The sequence below is a fragment of the Maribacter dokdonensis DSW-8 genome, assembly GCF_001447995.1.
Lineage (GTDB): Bacteria > Bacteroidota > Bacteroidia > Flavobacteriales > Flavobacteriaceae > Maribacter > Maribacter dokdonensis.
In genome coordinates, this window is record NZ_LDPE01000001.1 from 2,170,685 (window position 1) to 2,189,162 (window position 18,478).

Consider the following 18,478-nt stretch of genomic DNA (forward strand, 5'->3'; position numbering starts at 1 on the left):
TGAGTTGGAAAAACTAATACTAGACCAGACTTTTAAAGGCGAAAATTATACCATTTCCCGTTTGCCACGTGCAGAATATGAAAATTGCATTTTTGAAAGATGCGATTTTTCCAAAGGATACTTGGACAACCAAATCTTTTTGGAGTGCGAGTTTATAGATTGTAACTTAAGTAATGTGAATTTGGTGAACACGACTTTTAAAGAAGTCAAATTTTCACATTGCAAACTTATGGGTTTAGCATTCCACACATGTAACAGTTTTTTAATGGACTTCTCCTTTTATGATTGTAATTTAAATTTTTCCATATTTACCGAATTAAAATTAATTGGTCAGGTATTTAAAGCCTGTAACCTTTCAGAAGCAGATTTTAGTGACTGTGATCTAAGTAATTCCAAGTTCGTAGATTGTAATTTAGAACGTACCATCTTTTCAAGAACCAATTTACAAAAGGCAGATTTTAGCACAGCAACCCATTTTAACATAGACCCAGAAAACAACATGGTAAAAGGCGCCATCTTTTCCAGTGACATGCTAGAAGGTCTATTGCATAAGTATAAATTGAAGATATTGAAGTAATTTTAAATTATAAGTATATGTATGAATATCAATTTGTTAAAATAAACCTTGGAGGTATTTTTACCGCAAAGCCCAGCTCAAATTATAAAGAAATTATATCATCTAAAGCAAAGGAAGGGTGGCGATTTGTTCAAATTTTCGCACCAGCGACCTCAGGGTATGGATCCGCATCTTATTTTGAATTGATTTTTGAAAAAAAGGTAGACTAGCATGGTCATTCATTTTGAACACTCTAACTGTCCAAATCGTAAAGTGATAGACGCTAATTATTCAATTGCCGAAACCCTCCAAATAACACCACCGTCATCATCATTTACCAAAAGAGATCCATCTGGGGCAACGGTAACTCCAACTGGTCTACCATACACTTCACCAGCTGCTTCATCAGCAATAAAACCAGTTAAAAAATCAACAGGTTTTTGGGGTTTTCCGTTTTGAAAAGGGACGAATACCACCTTATAACCAGCAAATTCCGCTCGGTTCCATGAACCATGTTGACCAACAAATGCTCCATTTTTATACTTCTCAGGAAATTGTGAAGCGGTATAAAACGTAAGCCCTAAAGAAGCGGTATGACTACCCAAAGGCACATCGGGAACTATAGTCATATCTACAAGGTTTTGGTGCGGATCATCTTCCCATCTTGGATCATTTATATCTCCATAATAACTATAAGGCCATCCATACCATCCTCCTTTTTTTACACTGGTTAGATAATCGGGCACTAAATTATTACCAATCTTATCACGTTCGTTAACAGCCGTCCATAATTCACCAGTAACCGGGTTCCAATCCATCCCCACCGGATTACGTATACCACTTGCGTATATTATTTCATCAGACCCATCTGTATTTACCTCTAAAATGGCAGCACGTCTTTCCTCTTTATCCATACCCTGCTCCCCTACATTACTTGCCGATCCAACCGAGATGTATAACTTATTTCCTTCCTTATTCGCTATTACATTACGGGTCCAATGGTTATTATAGCCACTTGCAGACAAAGCAACTATTTTTTCTCCTTCCCCTTCAAGCTTGTTCTGACCTTCCTTGTAGGCATACCTATAAAGCCCATCTGTATTAGCGATATAGAAATATCCATCCAAAACCAACATCCCCAAATTTTGATTCAGTTGATCTTTAAACACATATCTTTCATCTATTACACCATCCATGTCGTTATCACGTAATAATGTAATCCTATCAGCGCTATTTTTTGTGTTAGATTCTGCGACAAAAATGTCATTATTAGGTGCAACATACGTCCACCTCGGATGATCCAAATCTTGAGCAAATATTGCAACTTCAAAACCCGTTGGGGCTTTGGGCAATTTGTTTGATGGCCACGCTATAATTTTACTGTTTTTAGTAACCGATTCAGATGAATATGGAGGCACCAATTCCAAAGGTCCAATAGCGGTTTCCACAACCGATGATCCCGTATTTCGCCATTTTTCTTTTGAATTTTCAGTCAACTGTTTTTTACTACTACAGCTCATTAAAATTGTAGTGGACGCTAGTATATATAGAATTGTTTTCATAGTATTGGTTTACTCTCAAAATTATAGCAACCGTATTAAAAAGTCTACCAAATACACCTGTTTACAAATACTTTAACAGATTTTTACATAAAGTTTAAAATATTGATTATTAAGACTCTAAATAGATAAAATTCAATTTTTTAAGATTAACAATATCCATTTTAATTGAGTAAAGAATCATATTAATTTGAGCCCAAATTTTAAATAATTAACTTTCTTTCATAATTAAGATTGATGACCAAAGAAATAAAAACAAAAATCATTCAAGTTTGCGATGCTAAAATTGCAGCAAAAGGAGAAAACGTAGGGCTGTCTTTCTATGCCTTTTTTAAAAATAAAAATGACCATCCAGAACTATTGATGGAAGTTGCCCAATGGTGGATATTAGAAAACAAGTTAGACCATTTTGAGAAGGCGATAAAGATAAGGGATATGATAAAATCTTTAAATTAACCTGCAATGAAAAACAGTTTTTACGTGCTATTTCTACTGTCATTTCTAACTAGTTGCCAGCAACAAAATGTCAACCGTACCGCAGTAGTTAAATCATATTACAGTGCTTTTGATTCAGGAAATTACAACGCTTTAAAAGCAATTACCAATGATAGTGTTACAATAATTTCTGGCGACTTTACAACAAACTATGATAAAGAAGCTTTTTATGAATTCTATAAATGGGATTCCATTTTTAAACCTACATACAACACTATTAAAATAGAAGAAGAGAACAATACTGTTTTAGTTACCGTTGCTCAAAAAAATAAAAGAAACAGTTTTTTACAAAACAACCCTCTAAAATTTAAGGTCAGGGTTTCATTTACCAGTGGAAAAATCTCCAAATTAGAAGAACTTGAATATATCAATGTTAATTGGAATGAATGGAACCAACAAAAAAATGCCTTAGTAGAATGGGTACAACTGAATCACCCTGAATTAAATGGTTTTGTGAATGACATGACCATGAAGGGAGCTATGGATTATTTGAAAGCGATTGAATTGTATGAGAAAAAGGAATTATTGAACTAAGTTACTTTTATTTGAAAACGTGAAATGAACAAAATACACCATACCGCTATCATTTGCTCTAATTACAAAATTTCCAAGAAATTCTACACCCATGTTTTAGGCTTAGAAATAATTCGTGAGGAGTATCGCCAAGAACGACAGTCTTATAAATTAGATTTAGCTTTGAACGGAGATTATATTATTGAGTTGTTTTCTTTCCCTAATCCACCAAAGAGACCTTCAAGGCCAGAAGCATGTGGTCTACGGCACTTGGCTTTTGAAGTAGATGATTTAGAAAAGATAATTGCCCATTGTAAATCCTACAACGTCATTGCAGAACCTATTAGAATTGATGAGTTCACCAACAAACGATTTACTTTTATTGCAGACCCTGACAACCTTCCTATAGAATTTTACGAAAAGTAAACCTATCCGTTTGTAAACGTTTAATTTGTATATTGTTACAAATACCGAAGTATGAAAATTCTACTATTACTCCTTCTATCGACCACTGCTATGGTCCATGCACAGAACACCATATCCTTTGAGCCTGAAATGACAAGTCCCAAAGCCAAATTAAGTCAGATAGAATGGCTGGCAGGTCATTGGAAAGGGGAAGCATTTGGTGGCATTGCTGAAGAAATATGGAGTCCACCTACAGATGGTAGCATGATGTTTTCTTTCCGACTAATTGATAAAGGCGCTGTAAGTTTTTATGAATTCGGACACATTATCGAGGTAGATGATACATTATTATTACAGCTAAAACACTTTGATGGTGATTTGGGCGGTTGGGAACAAAAAGATGAAACCGTAGATTTTATATTGGTAAAAGTCGAAGAGAATAAATTTTACTTTGACGATTTTACTATTGAACGTATTTCTGATACAGAGATAAACATGTATGTGGAAGTCAGTGAAGAAGAAGGCACATCAAATGAAATAACTTTCAACTATCACAGACAATGAAAAGAGAATGTTTAGAATGCGGTTCAGAAGTTATTGGTAGAATAGATAAGAAATTCTGCAATGATTATTGCCGCAACATATATAACAACAAAGTAAACCCTGCTAGCAAGCAGCTTATAAGAAATATCAATAATAGGCTACGTAAAAATTACCGAGTACTGGATAGTTTTCAATTAAAGGATGGAAAAACCAAAACCACGGGCACACGCTTGATCGATAAAGGATTTGACTTCAATTATGTTACCAATTTATATACCACCAAAAAAGGTACTACCTATTACTTTCTTTATGATTTAGGATACCTCCCATTGGATAATGATTTCTATATGATAGTAAAGAGAGAATAGCAAGCCCCTTAGCCCCCAAAGGGGAATATTATTGATATAAAAAAGGTTTCCTAATAGGAAACCTTCATGTATTTTAAGCTCCCCTTTGGGGTTGGGGGCTAGCTCTATTTCCAATTATGACCACTTAATTTTAGGGCGGCCACAACAATGTCTTTTCTACTAATTTGCCCTACTAAGATATCATTACGCATTACAGGTAATCTTCTTCTGTTGTGCTGGGCAAAAATACCCGCAGCATCAAAAATGGAGATATCATGCGGGATAGTTTCCACCGTTTTGGTCATAAACTTCTCAACACTTTTATCTAGAATAGGCTGATTGAAATACCTACTTTCAGAAATTTGTTTCATACAATCGGCTTCAGAAATGATACCTACTAGAAAACCGTTGCCGTCTAAAACAGGTCCACCAGAAATGCGATGTTTGGCAAATTTCTCCATAACGTCTAAAATTGAATCATCTGGCGAAAAAGTGATTAACTTAGTGGTCATGTAATCGGCCACAAGAATTGGTGCTTCAAATTCTTTTTTAAATACCTTTCTAACGCCTTGAAAGCTTTTGATTCCCATGATAGTATGTTTAGAGGTTGATTACTAAAGATAATAAATAAAATGAAATTTGCTAATAATTTTCGATGTATGTCAATTAATACTCAAAATTTTAATACATTTTAAAAGAATATCGCAATTATGAAAAAAACACCAACCGTATTAACCCTACTACTTATTATTCTTGCCACTTATTGGAGTTTTAGAGTGCTTTTACCTCAATATACGGAAGGGGAAACCGTTGCTGAGACTCAGTTTTCAACAGACAGAGCCTTAGTACATGTAAAAGAAATATCTAAAGAACCACATGGTGTTGGTTTTCCTGCACATACCACGGTACGTAATTATATAACAGAGCAACTACGATCGTTAGGGTTAGAAACTACATTACAAGAGGGCTATACGGCCGGGGATTGGGGCAACCTAAGCAAAGCCGAAAATATACTTGCTAGAATTAAAGGCACCGAATCTGGAAAAGCACTTTTGTTATTGAGCCACTATGATAGCAATCCTCATTCATCATTAGGTGCCAGTGATGCTGCAAGTGGAGTTGCCACTATCATAGAAGGTATACGTGCATTTTTAAAAACCAACACACCACCCAAAAACGATATTATAATTTTAATTTCAGATGCCGAAGAATTAGGGCTCAACGGAGCAGACCTTTTTGTTGATAAGCATGAATGGTTAAAAGATGTGGGCCTAGTGCTCAATTTTGAGGCTCGCGGTAGTGGTGGACCAAGCTATATGCTCATGGAAACCAATAGGGGAAACAGCAGGTTAATTTCTGAATTTATAGCCGCTAAACCTGATTACCCCGTAGCAAATTCATTGGCATACAGTATATACAAAATGTTACCTAATGACACTGACCTAACCGTATTTAGGGAAGATGGCGATGTTGAGGGCTTTAATTTTGCGTTTATAGATGATCATTTTGACTATCATACCCAAATTGATAATTATGAAAGACTAGATAGAAATACGCTTGCACACCAAGGTAGTTACTTAATGCCCTTACTAAAGCATTTTAGCAACACTGACCTCACGAATTTGAAAAGTTTAGATGACAATGTCTATTTTAACGTTCCCTTTTTTAAGATGGTTTCTTATCCGTTTAGTTGGATCATGCCAATGTTGATATTTGCCATTCTCATTTTTATCTTATTATTGATTTTAGGATTCAAGAAAAAAGTATTGAATGCCAAAGATGTATTCAAAGGATTTCTACCTGTACTATTAACCTTAGTTGTCAATGGCATTGTTGGGTATTACAGTTGGCAATTTTTAAAATGGGTGTATCCTGGATATACTGATATTCTTCATGATTTTACATACAACGGTCATGCCTATATCTTTGCATTCGCCCTATTCTCACTTAGCACATGCTTTTATGCATATTATAGATTTAGAGTGATCAAGACAGCTAATCTGTTAGTTGCCCCGTTTATTATCTGGATAATTATTTGTGGCTTGGTAGCGGTATATTTAAAAGGAGCCGCATTTTTTATTGTGCCTTTATATAGTTTTTTGGTTGCATTTTATGTTCATATCAATCAGAAAAATCCGGATCCGTTTTTATTGTTGTTCTTAGGTATACCGGCACTGTTCATATTTGCTCCGTTCGTACAAATGTTTCCTGTTGGCCTAGGGCTTAAAATGATGGTTGCATCTACCCTATTTACTACACTCATCTTCTTTTTGTTACTGCCATTAATATCAAAATACAGAAAAAAGGGTGCTTTGGCATTTTTAAGTTTTCTGTTGTTCGCCGGTTTTATGGTATCGGCCCATATGGATTCTGGGTTTACTAAAGATAAACCTAAACCAACAAGTTTATTGTATGTATTAAATGCAGATGACAATACCGCTATGTGGGCAACCTATGAGCATAAATTATCTGATTGGACCGCACAATACATCATAGATAAGCTTGGCGTACCACCACAAATAAACGAAACCATTAGTAGTAAATATGGAACTGATTTCACCTATACATATGAAGCTCCACTTAAAAACATTCCAAAACCTACTATTGAGGTACAGTTAGACACTGTAATCAACAATGTACGTTCTATACGATTATGCATCACGCCCAATAGACCAATAAATCGTTTGGAAGTTTTCACTAATCCAGTTGACATCCTAAAGGCAGATGTGAACGGTATTCAATTGTCTCACCATTTTCTACAAAACAGAAATAGTGGTAGATTGATTACCAACTACATCAGTGATAAAAATTTTACCGATATTAATTTAGAATTTCCGGCAGACTCCCCTTTAGAACTGACATTTTACGAAGCCTCTAATGATTTATTAAACAATGAATTATTCTCTATACCTGAACGTAGAGAAGATCAAATACCAATGCCTTTTGTGTTGAACGATGCAATAGTAACCGTACAAAAATTAAAATTTGGTCAATAAAATAGGAATAATAGGTTGTGGTTGGCTTGGGTTGCCCCTAGCCGAAAGTTTAGTGAACGGCGGATTTGAAGTAAGGGGAACTACCACTTCTAAGAACAAAATGGCCGTTTTAGAGGAAAAAGGCATCCAACCATTTCAAATTTCCATTTCCGAGAAGGAAATCAATGGAGATATCCATGCTTTCCTTTCATCCATAGAAGTCCTAATTATAAATATTCCGCCTAAACTGCGTGGCAAAGGTCCCAAGGAAAGCTATATTGATAAAATAAAACTACTGTACCTGGCCATTAAAAAGTCTGACGTAAAAAATATCATATTCGCCAGCAGCACCGCTATATATGGTGATGCAAAAGGTATCGTGACCGAAGAAACCAAGCCCCTACCTACTACAGCATCTGGCATACTACTACTGCAGTGTGAAAACCTACTGAAAAACGACAACGAACTGAATACCGTTATTATTAGATTTGGTGGATTAATAGGTCCTGATAGGCACCCGGTAACGATGCTATCCGGCAGGCAAAATCTCAGTAACGGAGATGCCCCTATCAATTTAATTCATTTGGATGATTGTATCGGTATTATTAAAACGATTATTGAACATAAGCATTTTAACGATGTATTGAATGCCGTTTATCCAGAGCATCCTACTAAAAAAGAATACTATACCCAAGCAGCCATAAAGAGAGGCTTGGAACCACCCACATACCATTCCACCGGCAAAAACCTTAAATTAATTCAATTTTGTAAGATTTTTCTTATTAACAATTATCATTTTCTTACCCCGCTAAATTAACCATTTACAACACTAGAATATCCTTTCACAACAAAACCTGAAAATCAGCGTTAATATAATGTTGACTTTCAACTACTTATCGACGTAATACATACCTTTGTTTAACAATATAAAACCATAATGTTATGAAGAAAGATAAATTACGGGAGAGGGTTTTAGTTGAATTAGAGAAGCTCATCTCCCTAAGTTGTAAGAACCCAACAGGTTCTAAAAAATATGAAGATTTGCATGTGGCACTTTTAAAAAAGCATTACAGTGCTACCAATGTAACCATAGACTATCACCGTCATAGAATTCAAATGGAGGTTATAGAAGATGTTAGTCTATATGACCCTAAAACGGTAAATACATATTTACCTACATTCTACACGAATCTATTATTCAACAATCTATGTAATTTCTTGATTTCATGTGTAGAAAAAGACAATAAAAGTATTGGTTTTTACACCCAACTTTTAAACTCTTTCAAAGGTTCAAAAAACCAATTAGAGTTAGCTTAAAAAACCCTATTCGTTGTAAATTAAAGACGCCAGAACAGGCGTCTTTTTTTGTTTGGAACATTTAAACCTTTCCTTAACAAGATCATACAGAATAATTTAATAGTTTAGCGCACTTTAAAAGAATCAGATAAATGAAAAAATCAGTTTTAATATTAGTAGCGGCCATTTTACTATCGGGCAGCTATGGATATGCACAGACCAAATCAGAATTACTTAAACATTACGAAGCATTTTATGACCAAATGAGGTTACAAGGTGATGTAGATGGTGTAATTAATGCACTAACTCACCTAAACGTGCTATCACCATCAAAAGAAAGAAATGATACCCTAGCCTATATTTATGCCAATGACAACCAACATTTACAGGCATTGAATATTATAGGGATTGAAAAACTGGATTCAGATTCCAACTTGGCCATACAGGTAAAAGCGGTTTCTTTAAAAGCTTTGAACCAACCAAAAAGGGCGTTAGAGCAATTTGAAGCATTATATGCCAGAGAGCCAAATGCCTACCTTGCTTATGAACTAGCAGACCTTAAGGTACAAACAGGAGATAATGTAGGCGCAATGAAACATGTTGAATATGGTATTGCAAATGCCAAAGACGATATGAAATATGCATTTTATGAGCGTCAGCAACCATACGAAGTACCTTTAAAAGCCGCCTTTATTCATGTAAAGGCACTTATACAGTACAATATGGACAAAACTAATATTGACCAAGCTATAGCTACTTTAGACGAAGCTTTGGCCATTGACCCCAATTTTAATTTGGCCAGCTTAAGCAAGCAAGCATTGACTTCGCGAAAAGAAGCACCTACCGAGAAAAAATAATGTCACTTAAGTTTAAAAAAAAGGCGAATCACTTGATTCGCCTTTTTTTTATTAATTTGTTTTTAGCATTTCTAAAAGAGTATTGTCCGTTTCTTTTTTCAGCTCTACCAACTCATCTACCAAATCATTAGGTACCGCAATAGACAGCACATAATGTGCTACCTTCCATTGTCCATCTATCTTTTTCAATACTCCCGATCCACGGCAAATTTTCATTTGTGTATCTAAAAGTTCATCGAACCATGCGAAATCGGCTTCCTTATTTATATAAATATTACGCTCAACCGCAGTAAAATTCCAAGCTTTTCCTTTATCAAAATAAGGTTTTGAAAAACTCATAAACGCATCTCTTTGCCAATTTTCGGTAGCATCGGTACCTATAAATACAGCATCATTGGTCATTAAATCAAAATAGGCGTCAAAGTCTGCAGAACCTGCCGCTGCATGCCAGCTGTTCAAAGTTTCGGTAATTTGTGCTTTCTCATTATTCTGTGAAAAAATAAATGAGGAGAACAGTAATATAAATAGGCTAATTTTCTTCATTCTTAAGTAGTTCTTCTGGCAACGTATTGTTGACCACAACGTTAAATTGATTTCTAAGATCATTATAGGCCTTTATCATCTGAATCATAGATTCCGTAGGATTTTGTCTATACTCCAAATCGCCCTTGGTTTTTAAAACAAAGGTCTTGAACAGTTTCTGCCTACCCTTAATTTGTTGGATATTGAATTTTTCGGGGTATTCGCTTTCTTCTAGTTTTTTTTGATTTTCTATAATCTCATCGATCACAAGTTCAAAATCTTCTATGTAATCAGAGGAATACATTTTGTCAAAACTTTTATCCAAGGCGTTATATTCCAACCAATCTTTTAAAATAGCATGGGCTTTGGTATCTAAGCCAATTTTTACGGGCAGGCTGTCTTTTGTAGACTGCCAAAGAGATTCATGTACAACCGTGGTTTCCTTTGCTTCCTCTTTGCAAGAGGCAACTAGGACTATGAGTGATAAAAAAAAGATAATTTTGGACATAAGCGAATGTACAAATTTTAAGAAAAGGTATCTTTATCTCAAATTCATTTAACGAAAAATTTAATGCCGAAATATATTTTGATTATTGGGGCCTGTGGTCAAATTGGAACAGAACTAACCTTAACCCTTAGGGAGAAATACGGTAGTGAGTATGTAATTGCCAGTGATATTAGGGAAGGTAATGAAGATTTAATGCAATCTGGACCATTTGAAATATTAGATGCCACTAATTATGACGCGCTTGAAGAGGTCATTGCCTATTACGAAATTTCAGAAGTGTATTTAATGGCCGCTATGCTTAGTGCAACGGCAGAGAAATTTCCGATGCGTGCATGGAATTTGAACATGAATACCCTTTTCAATGTATTGAATTTGGCAAAGGAGAAAAAAATAGATAAAATCTTTTGGCCGTCTAGTATCGCCGTTTTTGGTCCGAATACACCAAAAGACGATACTCCGCAAAATACCATAATGGAGCCAAGTACGGTTTATGGTATTAGTAAGCAAAGCGGTGAACGATGGTGCGAGTATTATTTCAAAAAATTTGACGTAGATGTAAGAAGCATTAGATACCCAGGCCTTATTAGCTGGAAAACCATGCCAGGTGGCGGAACAACTGATTATGCCGTAGAAATATACCATAAAGCACTTTCAGAAGGCTCATACACCTGTTTCTTGGAAGAAGACACTAAATTACCTATGATGTTCATGGACGATGCCATACGTGCCACATTACAGATCATGGAAGCCCCATCTGAGAACATCAAAGAGCGTTCTGCCTATAATTTGGCAGCAATGAGCTTTACGCCCAAAGAAATGGCCAAAAATATAAAAGCTGTGATCCCTGAATTTGAAATGGCCTATGAACCGGATTTTAGGCAAGAAATTGCCAACTCTTGGCCAAGCAGTATAGATGATAGCAGTGCCCAAAAAGATTGGAATTGGAAGGCAGAATTTGACCTTGAAAAAACTACCGAAACAATGTTGGAAAATTTGAAGAACAGGGTTTAGCCTGTTCTTCAAATTAATATTTAGTTAATAAACTTCAATCGCTTTTCAATTGCCATGATCATGGCATTGGCGATATCTTTACCTGTAGCATTTTCAATACCCTCTAAACCTGGTGATGAGTTAACTTCCAATAGTAACGGTCCTTTGTTAGATCGTATGATATCTACGCCCGCAACGGCAAGGTTCAATACTTTAGCGGCTTTTAAAGCCAACTTCTTTTCATCAGCCGTAATCTTAACGATTGATGCCGTACCACCTTGGTGAATATTGGCCCTGAACTCCCCCTTTTGGGCTTGGCGCTGCATACTGGCCACTACTCTGCCGTTCACCACAAAACAACGGATATCTTGTCCGTTTGCTTCTTTAATAAACTCTTGTACCAATATGTTCGTGTTAACGCTCTTAAAGGCATTGATTACACTTTCAGCGGCCTTATTGGTTTCGGCAAGAACAACACCCTTACCTTGCGTACTTTCCAAAAGTTTAATGATCAATGGTGCACCGTTGACCATTTTGATCAAGTCTTTGGTATCCATAGGTGATTTTGCAAAACCGGTGATAGGAATGTGGATATCATAGTTTGAGAACAACTGTGATGCGAACAATTTATCTCTGGATTGTGTAATAGCCTCTGCCGAATTCTGACAGTATACACCAAGATTGTTAAACTGACGGATCAATGCGCAACCGTAAAATGTTACGGATGGCTTTATTCTTGGAATAACCGCATCATAATCTTTAAGAATAATACCACCCCGATATCTAATTTCGGGCGAATGGGCATCAAGCTTCATATAGGCTTGCTCAACATTTAAGAAATGTATTTCATGACCCCTTGCCTCTGCGGCTTCCATGATTCTCTTATTACTGTACAAATTTGGATTACTGGCCAAAAGTGCAATCTTTAGTCCCGATTTTTCTTTAAAATAAGGAGCGTAAAACTTATTGACCTCTTGATCTTCAAACGATCCTAATTGATAGTTTACCGCAGGGTTTACAATAAAGCGCTCATTTAAAGCCTCTCTACCTAAAAGCATACGGAACTCCATAGTATCTCTATTGGCCAAGGTCAATTCAATATCAAATGTAGCATCACCTAAGGTAACCGGTGTTTTTATCACCAGACGTTCTTCTGATATACCCGATGAACTTTTAACCATACGACGGGCAATCAACCTTGCTTGGCACTCAATGGCAATACTCCGGTTTTCTTGAAGCGGACTAACCTCAAATTTTACCCATTCCTGACCTCCTTTTGATACTATTTTTAAATTAGTAGCTTGTATGGAAGATGTTTTTGCTCCAGAGTCTACCCTGGCTTTAATTGCCGGTATACCCAGGTCATTGAATACACACCACTCTTCACTACCTATTATTTTTAAATTATCCAATTCTGTTTGTTTTTGACTCCTTTTTAAAATAGGAGCTTTCTTATTTCTTTTTTAACTCAAATAAATCTGTTCTTCTATCGCGAAGATTACGTACTGCACCAAACTGATTTAGTTCACGTAATAAACTAATATCAACATCGGCAATTAAGATCATTTCTGTATTCGGTGTTGCCTCCGCTTTGATCCCGTTTGTTGGAAAAGAGAAATCGCACGGTGTAAAAACCATAGACTGAGCAAACTGAATATCCATATTCTGAACATTTGGCAAGTTACCTACACTACCTGCAATAGCAACATAACATTCATTTTCAATTGCTCTAGCCTGCGCACAATTACGCACTCTAGAATAACCATTTTGGGTATCTGTCAAGAAAGGAACGAACAAAATATCCATACCTTCATCTGCAAGCAGTCTACTAAGTTCAGGAAACTCAGAATCATAGCACACCAACACCCCAATTTTACCACAATCAGTATCAAAAGCCTTTAATTGATTACCGCCTTGCATTCCCCATACCTTGGCTTCATCTGGTGTTACGTGAAGTTTTTCATAGCGCTCCATACTACCATCCCTTCTACATAAATACCCCACATTGTACAAGCGACCATCGATCATTTCCGGCATACTACCTGTAATGATATTAATGTTGTACGATATGGAAAACTCAGAGAATTTTTGGGCAATTGCCTGTGTATGCTTTGCCAATTCACGAATAGCATCTGGTGTAGACATGTGATTGTTAACCGCCATTAAAGGTGCGTTGAAAAACTCAGGAAACAATGCAAAGTCTGATCGGTAACCAGAAACGGCATCAATAAAATACTCTGCCTGCTCCAACAATTCATCTAGATCCTTGTACGGTCTCATTTGCCATTGAATCAACCCTAATCTAATTACGGTTTTTTTAGTAGCGGCTTTTTTAGACGGTTTTTGGTAATAGATATTATCCCACTCCATCAAAATAGCAAAATCTTGAGAAGCCTTATCACCATCTAAATACCCTTTCATTACCTTGGCAGGATGAAAATCATTACTGATCTGAAAATTCAGTACAGGATCTTGAATCTCTTTTCTACGGACCTTATCAATGTATTCTTTGGGTGATAGTTTTGATGCATAGGCATGGTAATTTGGCATTCTACCACCAAAAACAATGCTTTTTAAGTTTAACTTTTCACAAAGCTCTTTTCTATAATCATATAAACGACGCCCTAAACGAAGACCTCTAAAGCTTGGCTTTATAAACACCTCTATACCATAAAGCACATCACCCTCATTATCATGGGTGTCAAAAGAGTATTTGCCCGTAATTTGTTCATAGGTATGATTGTCATCAAAAGCATCATAATCTACGACAATAGAAAGGGCTACCCCTGCAAGTTGGCCATTGATCTTAATAACGACCTGACCCTCAGGAAATTTTTCAATCAACGATTTTATATGTTTCTCTTTCCAATATGAACCCGGCATATTGGTGTAGGCAGAAATCATAGCAGTTTTAAGTTCTTGATAATCATCAAGGTCCAAAAACTTTAATTCAATATTTTCAATTTCATCAATTTTCATATACCTGTTGTAAGCACAACGATATTTAGTTTATAGTTTTAATGGTAGTCCATTTTGGGACAGTCCCAAAGGGCATTCGGAAATTGTAATCGTAACATCTCGCATTGCGAGAAAGACTTGGTTTTCCGGTCTACAGAAAATAGACCGGATGTATTATTCTCTATAGTGCAGGAGCAACTTGAGCGATAGAAAAACTAATCTTCATCATCGCCATCAACCATATCCTCAGGATTTGGTTCTACAACGGCAGTTGGATCATCATCATCAAAATCTTCATAATCATCCTCGTCATAATTCTCCATTGTATACTCAAGCTTAGCACTGATTTTTACTAAATACTTAGTGTCTTCGGTCAATACCTCAACAGCTTCTATACGCTCTCCTTGAGCATTTCTAAAGGAGATAATATTACGGTCATCATACCCATCTGGGTATCTTTCTACCAACAGTTTCAACACTTCTGGCGTCAATTTTTTAAAGTCGACTATGACTCTTTTTAAATGTGCGTTCTTGTCCATAATTACATGTCTAATAGGTAAGCAAAAATTAAGGGCGCAACAATTGTCGCATCACTTTCAATTATATATTTGGGTGTATTGATATCTAATTTTCCCCAGGTAATTTTTTCATTTGGTACAGCACCCGAGTATGAACCATAACTTGTTGTACTGTCGCTAATTTGGCAGAAATAGCTCCAGAACGGCGTATCTGTACGTTCCATATCTTGATACAGCATTGGTACAACACAAATAGGAAAATCTCCGGCGATACCACCACCAATTTGGAAGAACCCAATACCGTTTTCAGAATTTTCCGTATACCAGTCTGCCAAGAAGGTCATGTATTCAATACCAGATTTCATGGTACTTGCCTTTAGTTCACCTTTCATTACATATGACGCAAAAATGTTACCCATGGTACTATCTTCCCAACCTGGGCAAATAATAGGCAGGTTCTTTTCTGCAGCAGCGTACATCCAAGAATCTTTAAGGTCTATTTCATAATATTCCTCTAGCACTCCGGAAAGTAACATTTTATACATGAACTCATGTGGCAAATAACGTTCGCCCTTATCATCTGCATCTTTCCAAATTTTGAAAATATGCTCTTGCAATCTTCTAAAAGCTTCCTCTTCTGGAATACAGGTATCGGTAACCCTATTCAAGCCTTTTTCCAACAGGTCCCACTCGTCTTGCGGAGTCAAATCTCTATAATTAGGTACACGCTTGTAATGAGAATGCGCCACCAAATTCATAATATCCTCTTCTAAATTGGCACCGGTACAGGAAATGATCTGTACCTTATCTTGGCGTATAACCTCTGCAAAGATCTTACCTAATTCAGCAGTAGACATAGCACCGGCCAAAGAAACCAACATTTTGGCACCGTTGTCCAGCTGTTCTTCATACCCTTTGGCAGCATCTACCAAAGCAGCCGCATTAAAGTGTAAATAATATTTTTCTATGAAATTGGTGATTGCACCTTTAGTCTTCGTCATCTTCGAATCTTGAATTTGTATTTGCTTTATAATCAATATCAAAAGTATTGTCATACTCTTGATCTATGTCTTGCCCTGCAAATTTATAGCTGAGCATTTTGTAATATAATTTAGCCGCCAAAAAGTCTGACGATTTATCATTTTTGTTAGGGCAAAGTTCAACAATGTCAAAACCTACCACGTTCTTATCTTCAAAAACCTGCTTTAAAAACTCCAAGGTCTCGTACCAAAGTAGTCCTCCTGGTTCTGGTGTACCGGTAGAAGGCATAATGGACGGATCAAAAGCATCAAGGTCCAATGTTATAAAGACATTTTCGGTCATTGCTTCTATAACCTTATCTGACCAATATTCATCAGCAACCATATCATGGGCAAAAAAAGTTTTTTCCTCATCCATTACGGTCTTTTCAATCACATCCATAGAACGAATACCTACCTGAACCAAATTGGTAGTCTGGCTAGCTTCGTATACGGCACAGGCATGGTTATACTTTGTGCCTTCATAAGATTCCCTAAGATCCGCATGAGCATCTATCTGCAATACCGTTAAATTATCAAAACACTCGTTAAAGGCTCTAATAGAACCAATAGATATTGAATGTTCACCGCCAAAAAGGGTTACAAACTTGTTACGTTTAATAAAATCTTTGGTAATGTTATGTACCTCATTTACCATTGCCTCTGGAGAACTATTCTCTGTAATTGGCTCGGTTAAATGAATACCTTGCTTGTAAACTTCAGAATCGGTTTCAATATCATACAATTCCATGTTTTCCGAAGCTTCCAAGAAAGCTTCAGGACCTTTGTCCGCTCCTTTACCCCAAGTACTTGTTCCGTCATAAGGAACAGGTATCAAGATAATTTTGGATTTTTCTAGTTGTGCGAATTCATCGGAAATACCGGCATAATTCTTAGATGTACTCATGATATATTAGCTATTGTTAAGTGGTTTTTTAGTAATATTTTCAATTTTATATACGTATTTCTATTTCTATCGGTCTTTGTTACCGGATTATTTTTATTCATTTTCTGGCTCTACCTCATACCCCAGAATATTTAGCAGGTCTTCTGCTTTTTGCTGGGACCTAAAGAGTTTGTAAGTGAAGTTACCGTTTTCATCCTTATCAATCAATATATGCTTTGGCTGTGGAATTAAACAGTGCTGTAAACCACCATAACCGCCAATGGTCTCTTGATAGGCTCCAGTATTGAAAAAACCTATATACAACGGTTTTTCCCTTTTATACTTAGGCAAATAAATAGCATTCATGTTCTGCTCACTATTATAATAATCATCACTATCACATGTTAGTCCGCCCAACAATACACGCTCATACTCATCATTCCACCTATTGATCGGTAACATGATAAATCTTTTATTGATTGCCCAAGTATCTGGCAACGTGGTTATAAAAGAAGAATCTATCATATTCCACTTTTCACGATCATTCTGTTGTTTTTGATATAAGATCTCATAAATGGCACCACCACTCTCACCTACAGTAAAGCTACCGAATTCGGTAAAAATATGAGGAACGGGCACATCTGCTTCTGAGCAAGTGATATTGATCTGATTTAAAATTTCATTGATCATGTATTGGTAATCATACTCAAAAGCCAGGGTGTTCTTTATAGGGAAGCCGCCACCAATATTTAAACTGTCCAATGATGGGCAAATCTTCTTTAAACGAACATAAACCTTAAGACATTTTACAAGCTCATTCCAGTAATAAGCATTGTCACGAATACCGGTATTAATGAAGAAGTGAAGCATTTTAAGCTCTACCTTATCATTATCCTTGATCTGGTTCTCATAGAAAGGAACAATATTCTTATAGCCAATACCCAAACGAGAAGTATAAAATTCAAATTTAGGCTCTTCTTCCGATGCTATACGAATACCTACTTTAAAGGTGTCATTGATAGCATCTGAAAGTAAATCTATTTCTTCATAATTATCTATAATGGGAATACAGTTCTGGTGTCCATTATTTATTAAGCGTGCAATATTATCAATGTACTTCTCACGCTTAAATCCGTTACAGATAACAAAAGTGTCATTGCTTAATTTACCATCTGCTTTAAGTTTTTCAATGATATTGATATCAAAGGCAGAAGAGGTTTCCATATGAATATTGTTCTTTAAAGCTTCATGCATTATATGCTGAAAATGCGAGCTTTTAGTACAGTAACAATAGTGATATTTACCCTTGTAATTATTTTTTTCTATAGCATTTGCAAACCAGTTTTTTGCCCTAAGAATATTCTCTGAAATTTTAGGCAAGTAAGTAAATTTCAACGGGCTGCCATATTGCTTTACCAGCTCATTTAGAGGTATGCCGTGAAATTGTAGGTGTTCACCATCTAGATTGAACTCTTCTTGGGGGAAATAGTAAGTTTGATCAATTAGATCAATGTATTTGGTATTCATGAAA

General features: G+C 36.1%; 22 protein-coding genes. 12 read left to right on the top strand and 10 right to left on the bottom strand.

Going from position 1 to position 18,478, the window contains the following annotated elements:
- Nucleotides 1-4: 4 nt before the first annotated feature.
- Entirely contained in the window at nucleotides 5-577 is a 573-nt protein-coding gene (locus I600_RS09380; protein WP_058104167.1) for a pentapeptide repeat-containing protein, read from the top strand.
- A 17-nt stretch (nucleotides 578-594) separates the two neighbouring features.
- Entirely contained in the window at nucleotides 595-786 is a 192-nt protein-coding gene (locus I600_RS09385) for a DUF4177 domain-containing protein (RefSeq protein ID WP_058104168.1), read from the top strand.
- 57 nt (nucleotides 787-843) lie between these two features.
- Here I600_RS09385 and I600_RS09390 read toward each other — a convergent pair whose 3' ends face one another.
- Nucleotides 844-2,118, bottom strand: a complete 1,275-nt coding sequence (locus I600_RS09390; RefSeq protein WP_058104169.1) for a PQQ-dependent sugar dehydrogenase — start codon at nucleotides 2,116-2,118, stop codon at nucleotides 844-846.
- Between the two features lie 234 nt (nucleotides 2,119-2,352).
- Between I600_RS09390 and I600_RS09395 the strand changes: the two genes are divergently transcribed.
- Genes I600_RS09395 through I600_RS09415 form a run of 5 tightly spaced genes read left to right on the top strand, consistent with a single transcriptional unit; the run spans nucleotide 2,353 to nucleotide 4,439 of the window.
- Entirely contained in the window at nucleotides 2,353-2,571 is a 219-nt protein-coding gene (locus tag I600_RS09395; protein WP_058104170.1) for a DUF6500 family protein, read from the top strand.
- Nucleotides 2,572-2,577: 6 nt separating this feature from the next.
- Entirely contained in the window at nucleotides 2,578-3,144 is a 567-nt protein-coding gene (locus I600_RS09400) for a hypothetical protein (RefSeq protein WP_058104171.1), read from the top strand.
- A gap of 24 nt (nucleotides 3,145-3,168) precedes the next feature.
- Nucleotides 3,169-3,549, top strand: a complete 381-nt coding sequence (gene gloA2, locus I600_RS09405) for an SMU1112c/YaeR family gloxylase I-like metalloprotein (RefSeq protein WP_058104172.1) — start codon at nucleotides 3,169-3,171, stop codon at nucleotides 3,547-3,549.
- A gap of 51 nt (nucleotides 3,550-3,600) precedes the next feature.
- Nucleotides 3,601-4,092 carry a DUF6265 family protein gene (locus tag I600_RS09410; protein ID WP_058104173.1) on the top strand — a complete coding sequence of 164 codons (492 nt, stop codon included), beginning with the start codon at nucleotides 3,601-3,603 and terminating at the stop codon, nucleotides 4,090-4,092.
- Nucleotides 4,089-4,439, top strand: a complete 351-nt coding sequence (locus I600_RS09415) for a hypothetical protein (RefSeq protein ID WP_058104174.1) — start codon at nucleotides 4,089-4,091, stop codon at nucleotides 4,437-4,439. Before I600_RS09410 ends, I600_RS09415 begins: the two co-directional genes overlap by 4 nt.
- 104 nt (nucleotides 4,440-4,543) lie before the next feature.
- Here I600_RS09415 and I600_RS09420 read toward each other — a convergent pair whose 3' ends face one another.
- Nucleotides 4,544-5,008, bottom strand: coding sequence for a CBS domain-containing protein (locus I600_RS09420; RefSeq protein WP_058104175.1), 465 nt, complete (start codon nucleotides 5,006-5,008; stop codon nucleotides 4,544-4,546).
- A gap of 120 nt (nucleotides 5,009-5,128) precedes the next feature.
- Between I600_RS09420 and I600_RS09425 the strand changes: the two genes are divergently transcribed.
- The 4 genes from I600_RS09425 to I600_RS09440 all read left to right on the top strand — a co-directional run bounded on the left by I600_RS09425 (nucleotide 5,129) and on the right by I600_RS09440 (nucleotide 9,546).
- Nucleotides 5,129-7,414, top strand: a complete 2,286-nt coding sequence (locus I600_RS09425) for a M28 family peptidase (RefSeq protein ID WP_058104176.1) — start codon at nucleotides 5,129-5,131, stop codon at nucleotides 7,412-7,414.
- On the top strand, nucleotides 7,404-8,210 hold the full coding sequence (locus I600_RS09430; RefSeq protein WP_058104177.1) for an SDR family oxidoreductase: 807 nt from the start codon (nucleotides 7,404-7,406) through the stop codon (nucleotides 8,208-8,210). Before I600_RS09425 ends, I600_RS09430 begins: the two co-directional genes overlap by 11 nt.
- A gap of 125 nt (nucleotides 8,211-8,335) precedes the next feature.
- Nucleotides 8,336-8,710: a hypothetical protein gene (locus tag I600_RS09435; RefSeq protein ID WP_058104178.1), complete on the top strand. Its 375-nt coding sequence runs from the start codon at nucleotides 8,336-8,338 to the stop codon at nucleotides 8,708-8,710.
- Nucleotides 8,711-8,841: 131 nt separating this feature from the next.
- A complete protein-coding gene (locus I600_RS09440; RefSeq protein WP_058104179.1) occupies nucleotides 8,842-9,546 on the top strand; it encodes a tetratricopeptide repeat protein in 705 nt (234 codons plus the stop codon).
- Between the two features lie 51 nt (nucleotides 9,547-9,597).
- Here the strand turns inward: I600_RS09440 and I600_RS09445 are convergent, their stop codons facing one another.
- Both I600_RS09445 and I600_RS09450 read right to left on the bottom strand, forming a co-directional pair.
- The gene (locus tag I600_RS09445; protein WP_058104180.1) at nucleotides 9,598-10,089 is read right to left on the bottom strand and encodes a nuclear transport factor 2 family protein; all 492 of its coding nucleotides are present in this window, start codon (nucleotides 10,087-10,089) and stop codon (nucleotides 9,598-9,600) included.
- Nucleotides 10,076-10,576, bottom strand: coding sequence for a hypothetical protein (locus I600_RS09450; RefSeq protein WP_058104181.1), 501 nt, complete (start codon nucleotides 10,574-10,576; stop codon nucleotides 10,076-10,078). The genes I600_RS09445 and I600_RS09450 overlap by 14 nt, the downstream gene beginning before the upstream one ends.
- A 63-nt stretch (nucleotides 10,577-10,639) precedes the next feature.
- Here I600_RS09450 and I600_RS09455 point away from each other — a divergent pair, with 63 nt between their 5' ends.
- Nucleotides 10,640-11,587, top strand: coding sequence for an NAD-dependent epimerase/dehydratase family protein (locus I600_RS09455; RefSeq protein WP_058104182.1), 948 nt, complete (start codon nucleotides 10,640-10,642; stop codon nucleotides 11,585-11,587).
- Between the two features lie 20 nt (nucleotides 11,588-11,607).
- On the opposite strand, the gene rimK is transcribed toward I600_RS09455, so the two are convergent.
- The 6 genes from rimK to I600_RS09485 all read right to left on the bottom strand — a co-directional run bounded on the left by rimK (nucleotide 11,608) and on the right by I600_RS09485 (nucleotide 18,474).
- Nucleotides 11,608-12,978 (bottom strand): 30S ribosomal protein S6--L-glutamate ligase, encoded by a 1,371-nt coding sequence (gene rimK / locus I600_RS09460; RefSeq protein ID WP_058104183.1) that lies wholly within the window; start codon nucleotides 12,976-12,978, stop codon nucleotides 11,608-11,610.
- Between the two features lie 40 nt (nucleotides 12,979-13,018).
- Nucleotides 13,019-14,545 (bottom strand): bifunctional GNAT family N-acetyltransferase/carbon-nitrogen hydrolase family protein, encoded by a 1,527-nt coding sequence (locus I600_RS09465; RefSeq protein WP_058104184.1) that lies wholly within the window; start codon nucleotides 14,543-14,545, stop codon nucleotides 13,019-13,021.
- Nucleotides 14,546-14,739: 194 nt separating this feature from the next.
- A complete protein-coding gene (locus I600_RS09470) occupies nucleotides 14,740-15,063 on the bottom strand; it encodes a hypothetical protein (RefSeq protein WP_058104185.1) in 324 nt (107 codons plus the stop codon).
- Between the two features lie 2 nt (nucleotides 15,064-15,065).
- The gene (locus I600_RS09475; RefSeq protein WP_058104335.1) at nucleotides 15,066-16,043 is read right to left on the bottom strand and encodes a deoxyhypusine synthase family protein; all 978 of its coding nucleotides are present in this window, start codon (nucleotides 16,041-16,043) and stop codon (nucleotides 15,066-15,068) included.
- Nucleotides 16,030-16,968 carry an agmatinase gene (speB, locus tag I600_RS09480; RefSeq protein WP_058104186.1) on the bottom strand — a complete coding sequence of 313 codons (939 nt, stop codon included), beginning with the start codon at nucleotides 16,966-16,968 and terminating at the stop codon, nucleotides 16,030-16,032. The genes I600_RS09475 and speB overlap by 14 nt, the downstream gene beginning before the upstream one ends.
- Nucleotides 16,969-17,061: 93 nt before the next feature.
- Nucleotides 17,062-18,474: an arginine decarboxylase gene (locus tag I600_RS09485; RefSeq protein ID WP_058104187.1), complete on the bottom strand. Its 1,413-nt coding sequence runs from the start codon at nucleotides 18,472-18,474 to the stop codon at nucleotides 17,062-17,064.
- Nucleotides 18,475-18,478: the final 4 nt, after the last annotated feature.